The following is a 15,224-nucleotide window of genomic DNA, read 5'->3' on the forward strand; positions in this document are numbered from 1 at the left end:
GCCCCACGAGGGGTGGGCCCGGACGACGAACACGTACGCGCACCCCCAAGGGCGACCCGGGCGCGACGACCACGCACAGTGACCGCGAGGCCCACCCGCAGCCACACCGCTTCCTGTACGTCATGTCGCCGTTACCGGCCATTCAGACGTACTTGCGACCCTCACGGAATGCAGCCAGCTGTGCCCGCCCCCCGCCGTAACGGGAGAGCCCGCGGAAACGCCTCCCCGGGTTCCCCGGGTTCCCCGGGTTCCCCCGCCGGCTCCCCCCGTCGTGACCCGGGGTTTCCCGGGCCTTCCGCGATCTTTCCCGGCTCCGACGCGCCCGCGGAGCCCTCCACGCGGAACAATGGGCCCATGAGCCAGCAGCCCAGCTCCGAGGTCCCGGTCCAGCCCGCCGCCCAGCCGTCCGTCGGCTCGCTCGCCGCGCACCGGCCGCACGCCACCCCCGCCTCCCGCGGGGTCGGCTTCTCCACCGCGGCCGACCTGGATCCCGACCTCGACGCCGACGCGGACGCCTACGAGCCCGACCGGGACGGCGACGAGCTGCCCCAGGGCCGCTTCCTGGACCGCGAACGCAGCTGGCTCGCGTTCAACGAACGCGTCCTGGAGCTGGCCGAGGACCCGGCCACGCCCATCCTCGAACGGGCTAACTTCCTCGCCATCTTCGCCTCGAACCTCGACGAGTTCTTCATGGTCCGGGTGGCCGGTCTCAAGCGCCGCATCGCCACCGGCGTCGCCACCCGCTCCGCCTCCGGCCTCCAGCCCCGCGAGGTCCTGGACCTCATCTGGACCCGCTCGCGCGAGCTCATGGCCCGGCACGCCGCCTGCTTCCAGCAGGACATCGCCCCGGACCTGTCCGACGAGGGCATCCAGCTGATCCGCTGGCCTGACCTGACCGAGAAGGAGCAGGCCCGCCTGTTCACCTTCTTCCGGCAGCGCGTCTTCCCGGTCCTGACCCCGCTGGCCGTCGACCCCGCGCACCCCTTCCCGTACATCTCCGGGCTCTCGCTCAACCTCGCCGTCGTCGTACGCAACCCGGTCAGCGGCCACCGCCACTTCGCCAGGGTCAAGGTCCCGCCGCTGCTGACCCGCTTCCTGGAGGCCTCGCCCCAGCGGTACGTGCCCATCGAGGACGTCATCGCGGCCCACCTGGAGGAGCTGTTCCCGGGCATGGAGGTGCTGGCGCACCACATGTTCCGGGTCACCAGGAACGAGGACCTGGAGGTCGAGGAGGACGACGCGGAGAACCTGCTCCAGGCGCTGGAGAAGGAGCTCATGCGGCGCCGCTTCGGTCCGCCGGTCCGGCTGGAGGTCGAGGAGTCCATCGACCCGTACGTCCTGGATCTGCTGGTCCGCGAGCTGAAGGTGTCCGACGCGGAGGTCTACCCGCTGCCCGGGCCGCTCGACCTGACCGGTCTCTTCGCCATCGCCTCGCTGGACCGGCCGGAGCTGAAGTTCCCGAAGTTCATCGCGGGCACCCACCGGGACCTGGCCGAGGTGGAGTCCGCGTCCGCGCCCGACATCTTCGCCGCCCTGCGCGAACGCGACGTCCTGCTCCACCACCCGTACGACTCGTTCTCCACCTCCGTCCAGGCGTTCCTGGAGCAGGCGGCGGGCGACCCGGACGTGCTGGCCATCAAGCAGACGCTGTACCGCACCTCCGGCGACTCCCCGATAGTGGACGCCCTGATCGACGCGGCCGAGTCCGGCAAGCAGGTCCTCGTCCTCGTCGAGATCAAGGCCCGCTTCGACGAGCAGGCCAACATCAAGTGGGCCCGCAAGCTGGAGGAGGCGGGCTGCCATGTGGTGTACGGACTCGTCGGGCTGAAGACCCACTGTAAGCTCTCGCTCGTCGTCCGCCAGGAGGGCGACACGCTGCGCCGCTACTCCCACGTCGGCACCGGCAACTACCACCCCAAGACGGCCCGGCTGTACGAGGACCTCGGCCTGCTCACGGCCGACCCGCAGGTCGGGGCGGACCTCTCCGACCTGTTCAACCGGCTCTCCGGCTACTCCCGCCGCGAGACCTACCGCCGGCTCCTGGTCGCCCCGAAGTCCCTGCGCGACGGGCTGATCGCCCGGATCAACAAGGAGATCGCCCACCACCGCGCGGGCCGCCCCGCCTACGTCCGGTTCAAGGTCAACTCGATGGTCGACGAAGCGATCATCGACGCCTGCTACCGGGCCGCCCAGGCAGGCGTGCCCGTCGACATCTGGGTGCGCGGGATCTGCGCGATCCGCCCCGGCGTCGCCGGGCTCTCCGAGAACATCCGGGTCCGCTCCATACTCGGCCGCTTCCTCGAACACTCCCGGGTCTTCTCCTTCGGCAACGGCGGCGAGCCCGAGGTGTGGTTCGGCAGCGCCGACATGATGCACCGCAACCTCGACCGCCGGATCGAAGCCCTGGTCCGGGTCACCGACCCCGCCCACCGCGCCGCACTCAGCCGACTCCTGGAGACCGGTATGGCCGACACCACCTCCTCCTGGCACCTGGGCCCCGACGGGAACTGGACCCGGCACGCCACGGACGCGGACGGCCAGCCGCTGCGGCACGTCCAGGAAATGCTCATCGACGCCCGGAGGCGCAGGCGTGCGACGCCCTGACCAGCAGACGACGACCCGGCCGACCACGGGTCCCGCCCCGGCCCCGGGCACCCCCGCGGACCCGCCGCCCGGCGAGGCCACGGGGACGGGGGCGGGAAGCCTCTCCGACGGAACCACGGGGACGGGGGCAGGGAGCCTCTCCGACGGAACCACGGGGACGGGGGCAGGGAGCCTCTCCGACGGAACCACGGGGACGGGGCGCCTGCCCGAGGCCACCGGAACGGGGCGCCCCGCCGGGGACCTGACCACGGAGGCGGTCCTCGCGCCCTACCTCCGCGGGCAGGCCGCGGACTTCCTGCGCAGCCTGCGCCTGCACCACGAGCACAGCGCCCCCGCGGACTCCGGCGGCCACGACGCCGCGGCCGCCACCCGCGCACTGCGCCGCGCGGCCCGCCGGATCAGCGGCTCTCTGCACACCTTCCGGGCCGCGCTCGACCCGCACTGGGCCGACCAGCTCCGCACCGAGCTGACCTGGCTCTCCGGCGTCCTCGCCCGCGAACACGCCTACGCCAACCGCCTCACCCGGCTCGTCGAGGCCCTCCACCAGCTCTCCGGCCCGACCCTCCCGGCCGCCCGGGGCGTCCGGGCCGCCGGGGAGGGCACGGCCTCCGACGCCCAGGGCCGCGCCGCCCTCGGGGTCGGGGCCGCGCGGGCCGGGGCGCTGCTGGAACGCCGCCTCACCCTCGCCCGGACCCGGTCGCACTCCGCGGCCCTCCAGGCGCTCGGCTCCTCCCGGTTCCACGCGGTCGCCGACGCCGTCGCGCTCCTGGCCTCCGACGTGCCGCTGGCCCCTGGCCCGGCGGGCCGGACCGCCGAGGCCCTCCTGGAGCCCGCCGAACGTGCTGAGCAACGCCTCCTCGCCGCGGTGGCCGCCCTCCCGCCCGAGGACACGGAGCCGTACAACGAGGCGCAGGACGCGGCGTGGCACCAGGCCCGGCTGCTGCTGCGGCTGCACCGGTACGCCCACGAGGTCGTCCTCGGCGCCGCCGACCCGGTCCTGACCGCGCCGGTCCACGCCCTCGACCTGCACCGGGACGCCGTGGAGGCGGCCGGGGCGGCGGCAGCGGCCGCCCGCACCCCCCGGATCGCCCCGGCCACGGCGTACGCGCTGGGCGTGCTCCACGCGGACCAGCGCCACGAGGTGGAGGCGGCGCGGGCGGTGTTCCGGGAGAGCTGGCCGTACGCCACGGTCCTGAGCGCCCCATGAGCGGGAAGCCCCCGGGCGGCGGGCCCACGAAGCACCGCACCGGGACCGGGACCGTCCTGGCGGCGGGCTGTGTGCTGTGGCGCCGCGCCCCGGGCGAGGACGGGAAAGCGGGCGGGGTGGAGGTCTGCCTGGTCCACCGGCCCCGCTACGACGACTGGTCCTTCCCGAAGGGCAAGCTGAAGCGCGGCGAGGACCCGCTGGCCGCCGCCGTACGGGAGGTGCTGGAGGAGACCGGCCACCACTGCGCCCCCGGGGAGCGGCTGCCGACGTCCCGCTACCCGGTGGACGGCCGGCCCAAGGAGGTCGCCTACTGGGCGGCCGAGGCGACGGGCGGCTCGTTCACCGCCAACGACGAGGTGGACCGCATCCTGTGGCTCACCCCCGACGCCGCCCGCGTACGCCTCACCCAGCCCCGCGACGTCCGGCAGCTGACCGCGTTCCTGGACGTCCTGTCCACGTCCTGACCGGAGCCTCCGGCCGGGTGCGCACCCGCCTGCCCGACACGGTTCACCTGCCGTTCACTCTCCCCCGTAGGCGGCTTCACCTGTTCTGCCTAATTTCGGACGTACAAGGTGCGCGGCGACAAGCCACAGCACCCCTCCTCATCGCACGCCGTCGTAGAACGAACTGACCACGGCGGCTCCTGGAAGGAACACCCGAAAGTGAAGCTTCAGCGCAAGAACCGGCTTCGTGCCACCGCGCTCGGTGCCCTCGCCGTCTCCGGCGCCCTGGTCCTCACGGCGTGCGGTTCGGATGACAACACGGGCGGCGGCACCGCCGGCGCCGGCGAGAAGACGACCGCCGCGTCGGACGTCGACTGCGGCAAGGCCAAGGGCCAGCTGCGCGCCTCCGGCTCCAGCGCTCAGAAGAACGCCATGGACCTCTGGGTCAAGAACTACATGGCCGCCTGTTCCGGTGTGGAGATCAACTACAACTCCTCCTCCTCCGGCGAGGGCATCGTCGCCTTCAACCAGGGCACCGTCGGCTTCGCCGGCTCCGACTCGGCGCTGAAGCCCGAAGAGGTCGCCGACTCCAAGAAGATGTGCAAGACCGGCCAGGGCATCAACCTCCCGATGGTCGGCGGCCCGGTCGCGATCGGCTTCAAGCTGGAGGGCGTCGACAGCCTCACGCTGGACGCCCCGACCCTCGCCAAGATCTTCGACACGAAGATCAAGAAGTGGAACGACCCGGCGATCGCCAAGCTGAACGACGGCGTCGACCTCCCGGACAAGGCGATCCAGCCCTTCCACCGCTCCGAGGACTCCGGCACCACGCAGAACCTCGGCAAGTACCTCGCCGCCGCGGCTCCGGACGACTGGAAGTACGAGGCCGAGAAGAAGTGGCCGGCCCCCGGTGGCCAGGCCGCCTCCGGCTCCTCCGGCGTCGCCTCCCAGGTCAAGGCCGTCGACGGCTCGATCGGCTACTTCGAGCTCTCCTACGCCAAGTCCCAGGAGATCCCCACGGTCGACATCAACACCGGTGGCGCCGCCCCGGTGAAGGCCACCTCGGAGAACGCCTCCAAGGCCATCGCCGCCGCCAAGATCAAGGGCACCGGCAAGGACCTGGCGCTCGACCTCGACTACACCACCAAGGCCGAGGGCGCCTACCCGCTGGTCCTGGTCACGTACGAGGTCGTCTGCGACAGCGGCAACAAGCCCGAGACCCTCGACACGGTCAAGTCCTTCCTCTCCTACGCCGCCTCCGACGACGGCCAGAAGATCCTGACCGACGCCGGCTACGCCCCGATCCCGGCCGAGATCAACTCCAAGGTCCGCGAGACCATCGGCTCCCTCTCGTAACACCCCGGGGCGGCCGGGTCCACCCGGACCCGGCCGCCCCGCTCCGCATCCGGTGCACCGCCGCCAGGGGAGCACGCCGCTCCCCCACACAGACCGGAAAGACCATGGCTTCCACCACACCGATAGACACGCCACCGGCGCCGCCGGTCCCGCGGCCCGGCTCCCGGCCCACCGGGCGCCTGGGCGACAAGATCTTCCTGAGCCTCTCCCGCGGCTCGGGCATCCTGCTGCTCGTGATCATGGCGTCGATCGCCGTGTTCCTCAGCTACCGCTCCGTCATCGCCATCTCGAAGGACGAGGGCAACTTCCTCACCACCTTCGACTGGAACCCGGCCGGTGACCCGCCGGTCTTCGGCATCGCGGTCCTGCTCTTCGGCACCGTCGTCAGCTCGATCATCGCGATGATCATCGCGGTTCCGATCGCTGTCGGCATCGCCCTGTTCATCTCGCACTACGCGCCGCGCAAACTGGCCGCCCCCATCGCGTACGTGGTGGACCTGCTGGCCGCCGTACCGAGCATCGTCTACGGCATCTGGGGCGCCCTCGTCCTGGTGCCGTACCTGGAGGGCCTGAACCTCTGGCTCGACCAGTTCTTCGGCTGGACGTACATCTTCGAGAAGACCGAGGTCGGCGTCGCCCGCTCGCTCTTCACCGTCGGCATCCTGCTCGCGATCATGATCCTGCCGATCGTGACCAGCGTCAGCCGCGAGGTCTTCCTCCAGGTCCCGAAGATGAACGAGGAAGCGGCGCTCGCCCTGGGCGCCACCCGCTGGGAGGTCATCCGCCTCTCGGTGCTGCCCTTCGGCCGCTCCGGCATCATCTCCGCCTCGATGCTCGGCCTCGGCCGCGCGCTCGGCGAGACGATGGCCGTCGCCACGGTCCTCTCCCCGAACTTCCTCATCTCGCTGCACCTGCTCAACCCGGGCGGCGGGACGTTCGCCCAGAACATCGCGGCCAAGTTCGGCGAGGCCGACGCGTTCGGGCGGGACGCCCTGATCGCCTCCGGCCTCGTCCTCTTCGTCCTCACCCTGCTGGTCAACGGCGCGGCCCGGCTCATCATCGCCCGCCGCAAGGAGTACTCGGGGGCCAACGCATGAGCCACGCACCCACCGGCGTCATCGAGCGCCCGACGCCCTCGTCGCCCACCCCGAAGAGCAGCCTCGGCAGCCGCTCCCTGCCCCGCCTCGCGCCGCTCGGCTTCGCCGCCGTCTCGATCGCGCTCGGCGTCGGCATCCCGCTGGCCGCCGGCTGGCACAGCCGCATCCAGTGGGGCCTGCTCTCCGCCCTGTTCTTCCTGATCATCTCGTACGTCGCCACGACGGTCGTCGAGAACCAGCGGCAGGCCAAGGACCGCCTCGCCACCAGCGTGATGTGGGTCTGCTTCCTGATCGCCGTCGTCCCGCTGGCCTCGCTGCTGTGGACGACGATCGTCCGCGGCTCCGAGCGCCTGGACGGCTACTTCCTCACCCACTCGATGGCCGGCGTCCTCGGCTCCGAGCACACCGGCGGCGTCTACCACGCGCTGATCGGCACCCTGGAGCAGGTCGGCATCGCCACGGTGATCTCCGCCCCGCTCGGCCTGCTGACCGCCGTGTACCTCGTGGAGTACGGCAAGGGCTCGCTGGCCAAGGCCGTCACGTTCTTCGTCGACGTCATGACCGGCATCCCGTCCATCGTGGCCGGTCTCTTCATCCTGTCGATCATGCTGATCGCGGAGCTGGAGCCGTCCGGTCTGATGGGCGCGCTGGCCCTGACCATCCTGATGGTCCCCGTGGTGGTCCGCTCCACCGAGGAGATGCTCAAGCTCGTCCCCAACGAGCTCCGCGAGGCCTCCCTCGCCCTCGGCATCCCGAAGTGGCGCACGATCCTCAAGGTGGTCCTGCCCACCGCGATCGGCGGCATCACCACCGGCGTCATGCTCGCCATCGCCCGTATCGCCGGTGAGACCGCGCCGATCATCCTGCTGGTCTTCGGCAGCCAGCTGATCAACACGAACCCCTTCGAAGGCGCCCAGTCCTCGCTGCCGTTCTACATCTACGAGCAGTACAAGATCGGCGAGGCCGCCTCGTACGACCGCGCCTGGGCGGCAGCCCTGGTACTGATCGCCTTCGTCATGATCCTCAACCTCGTGGCCCGCGGCATCGCCCGCTGGAAGGCCCCGAAGACCGGTCGCTGACGCGGCCATCAGCGACCTCCCGAAAGAAGCAGTGATTTCCATGGCCAAGCGCATCGACATCAGCGGCCTCACCGCCTACTACGGCAGCCACAAGGCCATCGAGGACATCTCGATGACCGTGGAGCCCCGCTCCGTGACCGCCTTCATCGGCCCGTCCGGCTGCGGCAAGTCCACCTTCCTGCGCACCCTGAACCGGATGCACGAGGTCACCCCCGGCGGCCGCGTCGAGGGCAAGGTGCTGCTGGACGACGAGAACCTCTACGCCTCCAACGTCGACCCGGTCACCGTGCGCCGCACGGTCGGCATGGTCTTCCAGCGCCCGAACCCCTTCCCCACCATGTCGATCTTCGACAACGTGGCGGCGGGCCTGCGGCTCAACGGCAGCTACCGCAAGAGCGAGCTGAACGACGTCGTGGAGAAGTCCCTGCGCGGCGCGAACCTCTGGAACGAGGTCAAGGACCGGCTCAACAAGCCCGGCTCCGGCCTCTCCGGCGGACAGCAGCAGCGCCTGTGCATCGCCCGCGCCATCGCGGTCGAGCCGGACGTCCTGCTGATGGACGAGCCGTGCTCGGCGCTGGACCCGATCTCGACCCTCGCCATCGAGGACCTGATCGGCGAGCTGAAGGAGCGCTTCACGATCGTCATCGTGACGCACAACATGCAGCAGGCGGCCCGCGTCTCGGACCGCACCGCGTTCTTCAACCTCGCGGCGGTCGGCAAGCCCGGCCGGCTCATCGAGATAGACGAGACGGAGCGGATCTTCTCCAACCCGTCGGTCCAGGCCACGGAGGACTACATCTCCGGCCGCTTCGGCTGAGCCGCCCCGGCTCCACGCCCCCGATACAGCCTTGCGGTGCTGCATGGCGGTGCCACCACAAGGCGAAAGGGTCCGCCCCCGTTCTCGGTACGAGAACGGGGGCGGACCCACACGTGTAACCGACCGACCGGGCTTCCGCCCGGCCCGGCGAGGCTCAGCCGAAGAGCAGCAGAACCGCTCCGTAGCTCAGCGCGGCGACCAGCGCTGCGGCCGGCATGGTGATGAACCAGCCCAGGATGATGTTCTTCGCGACGCCCCAGCGCACCGCGTTCACCCGCTTGGTGGCGCCGACGCCCATGATCGCGGAGGTGATGACATGCGTCGTGGAGATCGGGGCGTGGAACAGGAACGCCGACCCGAACATGATCGAGGCGCCGGTCGTCTCCGCCGCGAAGCCCTGCGGCGGGTCCAGCTCGATGATCTTGCGGCCGAGGGTCCGCATGATGCGCCAGCCACCCGCGTACGTACCCAGCGAGAGCATCAGCGCACAGGCGATCTTGACCCAGACGGGGATCTCGTCGTTGGGGCCCTCGATGTCCGCGATGACCAGGGCCATCACGACGATGCCCATCGTCTTCTGCGCGTCCTGGAGGCCGTGGCCGAGCGCCATGCCCGCCGCCGAGACCGTCTGCGCGATCCGGAAGCCGCGCTTGGCCTTGTGCGGGTTGGCGTTCCGGAACATCCACATGATGCCGACCATCACCAGATAGCCGACGATCAGGCCGACGAACGGGGAGATGAACATCGGGATGACGATCTTCTCCAGCACGCCGGACCAGATGACGTCCGTGCCGCCGGCCAGCGCCGCACCGACCATGCCGCCGAACAGGGCGTGCGAGGACGAGGAGGGGAGGCCGTAGTACCAGGTGATGAGGTTCCAGATGATCGCGCCGACCAGCGCCGCGAACAGGATGCCCATCCCCTTCTGCCCCACGGGCGTGGCGATGAGGCCTTCACTGACGGTCTTGGCGACCCCCTGGCCCAGGAAGGCGCCGGCGAGGTTCATCACCGCCGCCATCGCCAGAGCCGCACGCGGGGTCAGCGCCCGGGTGGAGACCGAGGTGGCGATGGCGTTCGCCGAGTCGTGGAAGCCGTTCGTATACGTGAAGCCGAGCGCGACGCCGATGGTCACGATCAGCGCAAAGGTGTCCACGAGGTTCAGGACTCCTTGACCGCGATGGTCTCCACGGTGTTCGCGACGTGCTCGAACGCGTCAGCGGCCTCTTCCAGCACGTCCACGATCTGCTTGAGCTTGAGCACCTCCATGGCGTCGTACTTGCCGTTGAAGAGCTGGGCCAGCAGCTTGCGGTGGATCTGGTCGGCCTGGTTCTCCAGGCGGTTGACCTCGATCCAGTACTCGGTGAGGTTGTCCATGGTCCGCAGCCCCGGCATGGCCTCGGCGGTCAGTTCCGCCGCCCGGGCCAGCACCTCGATCTGCTGCTCGACGCCCTTGGGGAGCTCCTGGACCTGGTAGAGGACGACCAGGTCGACGGCCTCCTCCATGAAGTCCATGATGTCGTCGAGCGAGGACGCCAGCTTGTAGATGTCCTCGCGGTCGAACGGCGTGATGAAGGAGGAGTTCAGCTGGTGGAAGATCGCGTGGGTGGCATCGTCCCCCGCGTGCTCCGCTGCCCGCATACGCTCCGCGATCTCGACTCGGGAGGCAGAATCCGCCCCGAGCAGTTCCATCAGGAGTTTCGAGCCCGTGACAATGTTGTCCGCGGACGCGGAGAACATGTCGTAGAAGCTCGTCTCCCTGGGGGTCAGACGAAAGCGCACGTGGGGTCCTCGGGGTGCTTTGGATTCGGTCAGGCTGATGCTAGGCGCATCATCCGGCCACGGCTAACCGGCGTTCTTCAGTGTCGCCCATCGGACAAGGCGATCAGCACGGACCCCCGGTCACGTTTCGGCAGGATTCGTTACGATATACCCGGCAGGGGTATAAGAACGGCACAGTGCGGCGTTGCACAGGACACACGCACGGGACACATGAGGACAACGGGAGGACGCAGATGACCACGACCGGGACCACTGGGACGGACGCGGCGGGCGTGGCGGCCCCGGACGCGGGAGCGACCGCTCCTGTGGACATCGTCACCGACCACGACCGCGGCATCCACGGCTATCACCACCAGAAGGACGAGCACCTCAAACGGCTGCGCCGGATCGAGGGCCAGATCCGCGGTCTCCAGCGCATGGTCGACGAGGACGTCTACTGCATCGACATACTCACCCAGGTATCGGCGTCCACCAAGGCGCTCCAGTCCTTCGCCCTCCAGCTGCTGGAGGAGCACCTGCGCCACTGCGTCGCCGACGCGGCCGTCAAGGGCGGCGAGGAGATCGACGCGAAGGTCGAGGAGGCCACCAAGGCCATCGCGCGCCTGCTCCGCACCTGAGGCGCGGCCCGTGGGCGGCGGCGGTACGGACGAGCGCGGGCGTCACCCCCGGCGAGCGGCCTGCCGGGGGACCGTCGCCCAGGAATCCGCGCCCCGGACGTCGAGCACTTCGTCGATACGGTCGGGACTGAGGCGTTCCTCGCCCGCCGCCGAAGCGGCGATCATCAGCTCGCCGCAGAGCTCGATCTCGGCGAGGGCCACAGAGTCCTGAGCGTTCGGAGCGCTGAGCGTCACCACCTGCGTCACCTCTCTCTGCCGTCTCGCGGCCGTCACCGGCCCCAGGGCACGTCGTCGAACTGCCGCCGTCCCGGCACACCGGCTTCCAGCCTAGGGAGCGCGACAGGCGCCGCGCATGGCACGGACGGACCATTTGAGCCCCCTCCCAACCGGCCCCACCGCCCGGCCCGTCCCGGCGGCCGCCCCTTACCGGGTGCCCATCACCGGGTTTGCCCGAGTGCCCCTCACCGGCAGTCGCGACCGGCCGCTGCCCCAGCACCCTCAGCCCTGCCGGATCTCCCCGGTGTAGATGGCGTCCTCGTCCGGCAGCGTCACCGTGACCGGCAGCCCGAACCCGTACAGCAGCAGCGTCGAGACCACCGACACCTCCGGGCCCCGGGAGTCGGAGGAGAAGGTGAAGCGGTGCCGGACCTTCCGCAGCCGGCCCTCCTCGTCGAGGTAGGCGTCGAACGGCACGGCGTCCTTGCTGAACCCTTTCGCCGCCGCGCTCAGCGCTCCGCGCGACTGCGGTGACGCGGCCCGGGCCGCCCGGCCGAGGTCCGCGACCCCCCGGTAGTGATGCACCGTCACCCCGGCCAGCTCGGACTTCCCCGCATACGTCACATCGTCGGCCCCGCGCAGCAGTTCGGCGGCGGCCATCGGGTCGGTGACCCCGCCGGTGAGGAGGTTGCCGTCTTTCAGCGTGGTCGTGTCGATCCTGACCCACTTGTCGTCGGGCACCCCGGCGCCCCGGTTCTTCATGTACAGCGCCCCGGGGGCCAGCAGCTCGGTGATCGGCCGGTGGTCGTCCGCACCCGCCGCGTTCTTGCCCGCCGCGTCCTGGGGCAGCACCACCTTGAGCCGCCCCGTCTGCGTACGGAAGTCGTACGCGCCCTGCCCCCGGATCGTCACCCGCGTCCCGCCGGCCGCCGTCTCCATCGACGTACGGGTCTCCGCGCCGCCCGCCTCCACGAGGACGTCCGCCGCCTGCCCGAGCACGTCGATCGGACGGTCGGCGGCCACGGAGCGCTGCCCGGAACCGTCGCCCGCGCCGCCGACCGCGTCCCCGCCCCAGCACCCGGCGGTGACCGCGATCACCCCGGCCGCGGCGAGGGCGCGGGCAGCACGGGCCCCGCCTCCGTCCCTGTACTGCTGCACCACCATCGCCTGCCAACCCCCAACGACTACCGCCCGGCCGAGCCCTCACCCGCCTCGCATAACGACCGCCGCCGCCCCCCGTCACGCCACCGGGGCGCCGTGGCCAGTACCGTGGTCGGGTGCATGAGGATCCCCCCGCCGCGGCCCGCACCACCGCCGCCGCGCGCACCCCCGTCCGGACCTCCCCCGCCCTCTCGGAATCGATGCCGGAGGCTCCTCCTCCTGGCCCGCCCGCCGGGCACAGCGCCACGACGATCGAACGCGGCTCGTTCTGCCTGGCCCGCTGCACCTGCGGCTGGTGGGGACCGGCGCGCAGATCCCGGGACCGGGCCCGTACCGACGCCGCCGAACACCTCGCCACGCCCTGATCCACCGCCCGGCGCACACCGCGGCCGCCCCTGTGCACAACGAACCCCCAGGCGCCGGGAGCACCTGGGGGAACGGTTCGGTCGGGTATATCGGACGTACGGACGTACGGATGTAAGGGCCAGGAGGCCGGGCGGCCGGGACCGTCAGACGACCGGGATCGTCAGGCGGCCGGGATCGTCAGGCGGCCAGACGGCCAGGACCGTCAGACGGCCGGGATCGTCAGGCGGCCAGACGGCCAGGACCGTCAGACGGCCGGGACCGTCAGGCGGCGAGGTCCTTCTCGCCCGGGTCGCCCCGTCCGGTGCCGGGCCGCGGCTCGGGAATGCCCCGCGCCCCACCCTGCTCGTCCGCGCCCTCGACGTCCGCGTTCTTCGAGCGGACGAACCAGCCGACGCGCGGTGAGCGGGCGATCGCCGCCATCAGCGGGGTCAGCAGCGCCATGGCGAGCGGGGCCAGCAGCAGGGCGACGGCCGTGCCGAGGGCGAACCCGCCGATCACGTCGGTCGGATAGTGGACGCCCATGTAGACCCGGCTGAAACCGGCGAAGAGCGCGAGGCCGATCGCGACGAAGCCGAACTTCCGGTTCGCCACGAAGATGCCGACCGCGATGCCCATCGCCAGGGTGGAGTGGTCGCTGACGAACGAGAAGTCCGTCTTGCCGTGGATCAGGACCTCAAGGCCGTCGTGGTCGAAGAACGGACGCGGCCGTTCGACGAAGCCGCGGATCGGGACGTTGATGAGGATCGCGATGGCGGCGGCGAGCGGCGCCCAGACGATGGCGGCGGCAGCCGTCACCGAATCCTCGGCCGTCCCGCGCTTGCGCATGCTCCACCAGCACCACAGCCCCACCAGGACCAGGCCGAACATGATCCCGTACTCGCCGACGAACTCCATGACCCGGTCGAACCAGGTCGGAGCGGCCTTCGCGAGCCCGTTGATGTCGTAGAGCAGACTGACGTCCGGGTTCGACCCGTCGAGTTCGAGTCCAGCCATCTGCTGCGGCCCCTTGCCTTGTCTGCTTCATCTGCCGCGACGCGCGTCCTTGCCCGCCGCCCTGGTCGAACCCCCGTGTATCGGTGCGATCCGTTTCCGTACTGCACCGCATCGCATCGCATCGCCGTGCTGCGCACCGCATCACTGCGGTACTGCCTCACTGCGGTACCGCCTTCTGCGACGCGTGGTCAGTGCGCATGCCGTTCCCGTACCCCGTCCAGGGAACGGCCCGGCCGTCGTGTGCGTTCCGCTCTCCACCGAATGATCACCATGACGTTATCGAAGAGTGATGGGTCGTCGCAGCTCAGGGCCCAGGCTTCACGGAGAGTTCCGGCCACGGCCGACTGCCCGTCAGCACCCGCCACCGCTCCGGAAGCCCCGCTCGGGAGACATCCGTCACCCCGTGGGCAGATCCGTCGGAAGGGCGGCGGCGCCGTCCTTGGTGACCCGTGTCGCACCGAAGTAGTCCGGCGTATCGATCTTGTCGAACCGGATGACCGCACCGGTGAACGGCGCATTGATCATATAACCGCCCCCGACGTACAACCCGACGTGCCGGATGGCCCGCGAATTGGTGAGGTCGTCCGAGAAGAACACCAGATCCCCCGGGAGCAGCTCGTCCCGCGAGGGATGCGGCCCCGCGTTGTACTGGTCGTTGGCAACGCGCGGCAGCTCGATCCCGACAGTCCGGTACGCGGCCTGGGTCAGCCCGGAACAGTCGAACCGCCCCTGCTGCTCGGGCGTCCCGTTGCCGCCCCACAGATAGGGCGTGCCGAGCTTCTTCTGGGCGAAGTAGATGGCCCCGGCGGCCTGCCGGGAGGGCGCGACACGGCCGACGGGCCGGGCGAAGCTCTTCTCCAGCGAGCGAATGATCTTGACGTAGTTCTGCGTCTCTTTATAGGGCGGCACACCGCCGTACTTGATGACGGCGTAGGCGCCGGCGTTGTACGCGGCGAGCATGTTGCTCGTCGGATCGCCCGGGACCTTCTTCACGTACCCGGCGAGCTCGCAGTCGTACGAGGCGGCCGAGGGAATCGCGTCGGCGGGGTCCCACACGTCCCGCTTGCCGTCGCCGTTGCCGTCGATCCCGTGCGTGGCCCAGGTGCCGGGGATGAACTGGGCGATGCCCTGTGCGGCGGCGTGGCTCTGCGCGCTCGGGTTCCAGCCGCTCTCCTGGTACAACTGCGCGGCCAGCAGTGCCGGGTTGATGGCGGGGCAGAGGTTGCCCCACTTCTGCACCAGCGGCTGGAAGCGTGCCGGGACCGCGCCCTTGGCCAGCGCGACGGCACCACCGCCCCCCGGCCCGGCGAGCCCGGCGGCGGCCGAGTACGTACCGACGACGAGCAGGGCCAGGAAGCACATGACCATGCCGACGCCGATGCCACCGAACACCCAGAATTTCCGCACCCCTCAACCATCCCCCATCGGGGCGCGCTTCAGAGGTGTTTTCGACGGTGTGTACGAGTCATCCGCGGCACACCACCGGCGC

Annotated in this window: 15 protein-coding genes; 9 read left to right on the forward strand and 6 right to left on the reverse strand. The window is 70.6% G+C overall.

What is annotated here, in order from left to right; translation table 11 throughout:
• The first annotated feature begins 354 nt into the window (after positions 1-354).
• The 7 genes from G3I54_RS25310 to pstB all read left to right on the forward strand — a co-directional run bounded on the left by G3I54_RS25310 (position 355) and on the right by pstB (position 8,603).
• Positions 355-2,604: an RNA degradosome polyphosphate kinase gene (locus tag G3I54_RS25310; protein WP_164617356.1), complete on the forward strand. Its 2,250-nt coding sequence runs from the start codon at positions 355-357 to the stop codon at positions 2,602-2,604.
• Complete coding sequence (locus G3I54_RS25315; protein ID WP_343240412.1) at positions 2,591-3,811, forward strand: CHAD domain-containing protein; 1,221 nt, start codon at positions 2,591-2,593, stop codon at positions 3,809-3,811. Before G3I54_RS25310 ends, G3I54_RS25315 begins: the two co-directional genes overlap by 14 nt.
• A complete protein-coding gene (locus G3I54_RS25320; protein ID WP_164617358.1) occupies positions 3,808-4,275 on the forward strand; it encodes an NUDIX hydrolase in 468 nt (155 codons plus the stop codon). Before G3I54_RS25315 ends, G3I54_RS25320 begins: the two co-directional genes overlap by 4 nt.
• A 198-nt stretch (positions 4,276-4,473) precedes the next feature.
• Entirely contained in the window at positions 4,474-5,610 is a 1,137-nt protein-coding gene (pstS, locus tag G3I54_RS25325; protein ID WP_164617360.1) for a phosphate ABC transporter substrate-binding protein PstS, read from the forward strand.
• A 104-nt stretch (positions 5,611-5,714) separates the two neighbouring features.
• On the forward strand, positions 5,715-6,707 hold the full coding sequence (gene pstC, locus G3I54_RS25330; protein ID WP_164617362.1) for a phosphate ABC transporter permease subunit PstC: 993 nt from the start codon (positions 5,715-5,717) through the stop codon (positions 6,705-6,707).
• Entirely contained in the window at positions 6,704-7,786 is a 1,083-nt protein-coding gene (pstA, locus tag G3I54_RS25335) for a phosphate ABC transporter permease PstA (protein WP_164617364.1), read from the forward strand. The genes pstC and pstA overlap by 4 nt, the downstream gene beginning before the upstream one ends.
• A 40-nt stretch (positions 7,787-7,826) precedes the next feature.
• Positions 7,827-8,603, forward strand: coding sequence for a phosphate ABC transporter ATP-binding protein PstB (gene pstB / locus G3I54_RS25340; RefSeq protein WP_137235552.1), 777 nt, complete (start codon positions 7,827-7,829; stop codon positions 8,601-8,603).
• Positions 8,604-8,757: 154 nt separating this feature from the next.
• Here the strand turns inward: pstB and G3I54_RS25345 are convergent, their stop codons facing one another.
• Both G3I54_RS25345 and G3I54_RS25350 read right to left on the reverse strand, forming a co-directional pair.
• Positions 8,758-9,756: an inorganic phosphate transporter gene (locus tag G3I54_RS25345; protein ID WP_164617366.1), complete on the reverse strand. Its 999-nt coding sequence runs from the start codon at positions 9,754-9,756 to the stop codon at positions 8,758-8,760.
• Positions 9,757-9,761: 5 nt separating this feature from the next.
• The gene (locus G3I54_RS25350; protein WP_007449359.1) at positions 9,762-10,382 is read right to left on the reverse strand and encodes a DUF47 family protein; all 621 of its coding nucleotides are present in this window, start codon (positions 10,380-10,382) and stop codon (positions 9,762-9,764) included.
• Positions 10,383-10,615: 233 nt separating this feature from the next.
• Here G3I54_RS25350 and G3I54_RS25355 point away from each other — a divergent pair, with 233 nt between their 5' ends.
• On the forward strand, positions 10,616-10,999 hold the full coding sequence (locus G3I54_RS25355) for a metal-sensitive transcriptional regulator (protein WP_164617368.1): 384 nt from the start codon (positions 10,616-10,618) through the stop codon (positions 10,997-10,999).
• Between the two features lie 42 nt (positions 11,000-11,041).
• Here the strand turns inward: G3I54_RS25355 and G3I54_RS25360 are convergent, their stop codons facing one another.
• Together G3I54_RS25360 and G3I54_RS25365 are read right to left on the reverse strand one after the other, a co-directional pair.
• Entirely contained in the window at positions 11,042-11,245 is a 204-nt protein-coding gene (locus G3I54_RS25360) for a hypothetical protein (RefSeq protein ID WP_164617436.1), read from the reverse strand.
• Between the two features lie 252 nt (positions 11,246-11,497).
• On the reverse strand, positions 11,498-12,379 hold the full coding sequence (locus G3I54_RS25365) for a hypothetical protein (protein WP_164617370.1): 882 nt from the start codon (positions 12,377-12,379) through the stop codon (positions 11,498-11,500).
• Between the two features lie 113 nt (positions 12,380-12,492).
• Between G3I54_RS25365 and G3I54_RS25370 the strand changes: the two genes are divergently transcribed.
• The gene (locus G3I54_RS25370; protein ID WP_164617208.1) at positions 12,493-12,741 is read left to right on the forward strand and encodes a hypothetical protein; all 249 of its coding nucleotides are present in this window, start codon (positions 12,493-12,495) and stop codon (positions 12,739-12,741) included.
• Between the two features lie 262 nt (positions 12,742-13,003).
• Here the strand turns inward: G3I54_RS25370 and G3I54_RS25375 are convergent, their stop codons facing one another.
• Complete coding sequence (locus G3I54_RS25375; RefSeq protein WP_164617372.1) at positions 13,004-13,735, reverse strand: phosphatase PAP2 family protein; 732 nt, start codon at positions 13,733-13,735, stop codon at positions 13,004-13,006.
• Positions 13,736-14,131: 396 nt separating this feature from the next.
• Positions 14,132-15,142, reverse strand: coding sequence for a bifunctional lytic transglycosylase/C40 family peptidase (locus G3I54_RS25380; protein ID WP_343240413.1), 1,011 nt, complete (start codon positions 15,140-15,142; stop codon positions 14,132-14,134).
• Between the last annotated feature and the right edge of the window lie 82 nt (positions 15,143-15,224).

Source organism: Streptomyces sp. SID14515 (assembly GCF_010548505.1).
Classification (GTDB): Bacteria; Actinomycetota; Actinomycetes; order Streptomycetales; family Streptomycetaceae; genus Streptomyces; species Streptomyces caviscabies.

Bases quoted from the DNA above. Each gene is read 5' to 3' on its own strand.
- G3I54_RS25310 (WP_164617356.1), top strand. From the start codon at position 355: ATGAGCCAGCAGCCCAGCTCCGAGGTCCCGGTCCAGCCCGCCGCCCAG.
- G3I54_RS25320 (WP_164617358.1), top strand. From the start codon at position 3,808: ATGAGCGGGAAGCCCCCGGGCGGCGGGCCCACGAAGCACCGCACCGGG.
- pstC (WP_164617362.1), top strand. From the start codon at position 5,715: ATGGCTTCCACCACACCGATAGACACGCCACCGGCGCCGCCGGTCCCG.
- pstA (WP_164617364.1), top strand. From the start codon at position 6,704: ATGAGCCACGCACCCACCGGCGTCATCGAGCGCCCGACGCCCTCGTCG.
- pstB (WP_137235552.1), top strand. From the start codon at position 7,827: ATGGCCAAGCGCATCGACATCAGCGGCCTCACCGCCTACTACGGCAGC.
- G3I54_RS25355 (WP_164617368.1), top strand. From the start codon at position 10,616: ATGACCACGACCGGGACCACTGGGACGGACGCGGCGGGCGTGGCGGCC.
- G3I54_RS25365 (WP_164617370.1), bottom strand. From the start codon at position 12,379: ATGGTGGTGCAGCAGTACAGGGACGGAGGCGGGGCCCGTGCTGCCCGC.
- G3I54_RS25375 (WP_164617372.1), bottom strand. From the start codon at position 13,735: ATGGCTGGACTCGAACTCGACGGGTCGAACCCGGACGTCAGTCTGCTC.